The organism is Mucilaginibacter dorajii (genome assembly GCF_024808255.1).
Classification (GTDB): domain Bacteria; phylum Bacteroidota; class Bacteroidia; order Sphingobacteriales; family Sphingobacteriaceae; genus Mucilaginibacter; species Mucilaginibacter dorajii.
In genome coordinates, this window is sequence record NZ_JANTYS010000050.1 from 1 (window position 1) to 3,341 (window position 3,341).

The 3,341-nt window shown below is 41.8% G+C and carries 2 protein-coding genes; one reads left to right on the forward strand and one right to left on the reverse strand.

Features of this window, described 5'->3' with window-relative positions; genetic code table 11:
• Window positions 1-405: 405 nt before the first annotated feature.
• Entirely contained in the window at window positions 406-1,965 is a 1,560-nt protein-coding gene (locus FHS10_RS29190; RefSeq protein ID WP_259097781.1) for a glycoside hydrolase family 10-like protein, read from the reverse strand.
• A 350-nt stretch (window positions 1,966-2,315) separates the two neighbouring features.
• On the opposite strand from FHS10_RS29190, the gene FHS10_RS29195 reads away from it, so the two are divergent.
• Window positions 2,316-3,230, forward strand: a complete 915-nt coding sequence (locus FHS10_RS29195) for a DUF8428 domain-containing protein (RefSeq protein WP_259097784.1) — start codon at window positions 2,316-2,318, stop codon at window positions 3,228-3,230.
• Window positions 3,231-3,341 lie beyond the last annotated feature (111 nt).

Sequence of the window (3,341 nt, forward strand, 5' to 3'; positions counted from 1 at the left end):
GTTAGCTAAAAAACACAATATGCAATTGGTTTAAAATCAATACATTAAGATATGTGTCATTGGCAGGAACGAAGAATCTTCTTCACTATAAAAGTCTGCAATTAATAGGGCAAAGAAGATCCTTCGTACCTACCCAAGACAAGTCCACCACGTCATTGCGAGGAACGAAGCAATCTCATGCTCTACAGAACGGATCTGCAAAGTTCGCGATTGCTTCGTTCCTCGCAATGACATAGCTTTATATTATCATTTCCATCTTCACAGTCCCCGGATTTTACAACTCAGGATGACAAACACTTTTTAAATACGTCATTATAAGACACGAAGCAATCGCACGCCTGCAAATCCTCTCTGCATGGTTCGCGATTGCTTCGTGCAATGACATGGAGAGTTTGCCCCTACCCCCTACGGCACTGTAACCGCAATTGTTGGAGATCGCTCGCTTTCATTTTTCATCCTATCCAATGCCGTTACCACGTAAAAATAGGTTTTGCCTTTTTGCACGGTATTATCTTCGTAGCTTAAATTGGTATTGTAAAGGATTTTGAGGATGTTTTTAGGATCCTCGATATTTATTTTTTCGGCATCAAACCGGTAAATCACGTAGCCATAAACAGGTTCTTCATCTTTAGCCAATGCCGGGGTAAGCCACCTAACCGTTACAGCGTTTTTATTTACAACGGGCCTTGCAGTTACGTTTAAAGGCGCATTGGGGCCGATAGAATCGCGCCAAAGCATTACCGGTGGCAATGCCGGGTAGCGATAGTAGTTTTCTTTTAAGGAATCGGTAACACCCAGTGGGTTATTGGTTAGCGATGTCGAACTAAAATATACACTTCCCTGTACCCTTGGGTTGTTCCTGATCAGCTTGATCTGCTCGGGTAATTGTGCCGGATTTTTAAACGCCAGGGTTTTCCGCTCATTAATGCGGTAAGCAGCCTGCCCAATATAAAGGTGCCTGCCGTAAGTATTGTCGCTCCACCAGCTTAAAAGCTTATCAAACGCGGCTGCGCGGTTGCCTATCGGCCAATACAATTGCGGGTTGATATAATCTATCCAGCCCTCCTTGAGCCATTTGCGCGAGTCGGCGTAGTTTTCGTAATAGGATGAGCCGCCATTGGTTTCAGATCCCTCATCGTTTTGAGCTTTATTAGCCCAGATGCCAAACGGACTGATCCCGAATTTGATGTTAGGATCATGCGCGTGCACGCTATCGGCAATCATTTGTATCAGTAAATCTACATTGTGGCGGCGCCAGTCTTTAATATTATCAAACCCTTCCCCATACTTGGCGTAAGTAGCATCATCATTTATTTTTTGACCGGCAATAGGGTATGGATAAAAATAATCGTCCATGTGTACACCATCAACATCGTAGTTATCTACCACATCCAATATCACCTGTACTATATAATCGCGTACTTCGGGTAGCCCGGGGTTAAATGTTTTGATACCGCCATAGGTAAAAAACCATTCCGGCTTTATTTTGGTAATATGCTGCGGACTAAGCGCCGCGAAGTTGCCATCAAAAGTTGCACGGTAAGGGTTAAACCATGCATGTAGCTCCATACCGCGTTTGTGGGCTTCGGTAATGGCAAACTCCAGGGGATCATAATTAGGCCCCTGCCCTTGCTTGCCCATTAAATACTTTGACCATGGTTCGCGGCTTTTGGCATAAAATGCATCGGCGGCGGGCCTTACTTGTAGCATTACGGCATTAATACCGGTCTCCTGGTGCGCGTTTAAAATATCAAGTAACTGTTTTTTTTGCTGATCGGCAGTGAGCTTAGTGCTTGTTGGCCAGTCGATATTTACTACGGTAGCTATCCACACACCCCTAAATTCGCGTTTAGGCTGCATTTTAACTTCGGCAGGTGCAGTTGATGGTTCAGCCGGTTGGGCCTTAACGTTTATAACAACAAACAGGGTAAATAACAGGAGTAAAAAATGGCGAAATATATGCATTAAAGCGAATAAATTAAAAGCTGCAAAGATATAAAACTCCCCTGGCACCCCTTTTATTATACTTTATAAAAATTGAGCTCATATTGCGGTTTTGGCATTTTGTACTTACTTTTAGCCGTTACCAATTACCATTTTTTAAATACGATTTTCATGTAAATATCATATTTAAAACTTTTTTACGTTCAATAGCGTTGTGTGTTCAATCACGGACGACAGTTAAAAATTGCAATAAACGCAGGTATTATCAATTAATTTGAATATGCTTGTACATTAAACACCAAGGTTAAACAGCAGTTTTTTAAAACACATGCTGCTTTAAACTGTATTTAAACACTAAATATTTAATTGCTATGGAAAATCAATACGGGCAACCACCTAAGAAAAATTCAAACGTAATTTATTTTTTGATTGTGGTGGTTTTGGCTTTATTAGGTACCGATGTATACCTGTATCTGCAAAAAAACAAATCAGATGTGCGGATAGTTACCCAACAAGACGAACAAACCCGCCTGAAAGCCGATCTTGATAGCCTTGAAGCGCAGGTTGAACAAGTAAACGCCGGCAAAGCAAAAATGTCGGCCGAACTTACAGCTAAAAACGACTCGTTAAAGGCGAAGATCAAAGTATTAAGGGTACAGTTAGCCAAAGGCAAATTAACCAAAGCCGAATTGGTGAAAGCCGAAGAAGATGTTAAACAGCTGCGGTATTTTGTAACCAAATACACAGCTGATATTGAAGAACTGCATAAACAGAACGCCAACCTCACGTCCGAAAGGGACACGCTGAAGCACAACTTGGCTACGGTGGCTAAAAAGGCCGATACGCTCACCAAGCAAAACCAGGATTTGGATGCTAAGGTAAAAGTGGCGCAGGCCCTCAAGCTGGCCGAATCAAACATTGTGGCCTACAAGATACGTGGCAGCGGTAAAGAAGTAGACGTTACCCGCGCTGGTCCTGCTAAAAAAATCAAGATCAACTTCACCGTTGCAAGCAATAGCCTGGCAACTAAAGGTATGCATGATATTTATATCCGCATTATTGACCCAACCGGCAACCTGATCACCGCACCTGATGGTGGCACTTTTACGGCCGATAACTCCGATCTGCAATACACATATAAAACATCTATCGAGTTCAAGGATGATGGCAGCGAGTATGTTATTGATTGGGTTAACCCTACACCTCCTTTTGTTAAAGGCACATACACCGTATTACTTTATGCCGATGGTGGCACTATGGGTAAAACCGGTTTCACACTTAAATAAGCTCTTTTAATTATATACAAAGAGGCTGTATCATAAATCATGATCAGCCTCTTTTTTATTACTAATGTTTTATTGCTGTAAATTCAAATATCTATTTATTGTTTAATTTGT

Excerpts from the sequence above, each read along its gene's own strand:
- FHS10_RS29190 (WP_259097781.1), bottom strand. The coding sequence starts at position 1,965 with ATGCATATATTTCGCCATTTTTTACTCCTGTTATTTACCCTGTTTGTT.
- FHS10_RS29195 (WP_259097784.1), top strand. The coding sequence starts at position 2,316 with ATGGAAAATCAATACGGGCAACCACCTAAGAAAAATTCAAACGTAATT.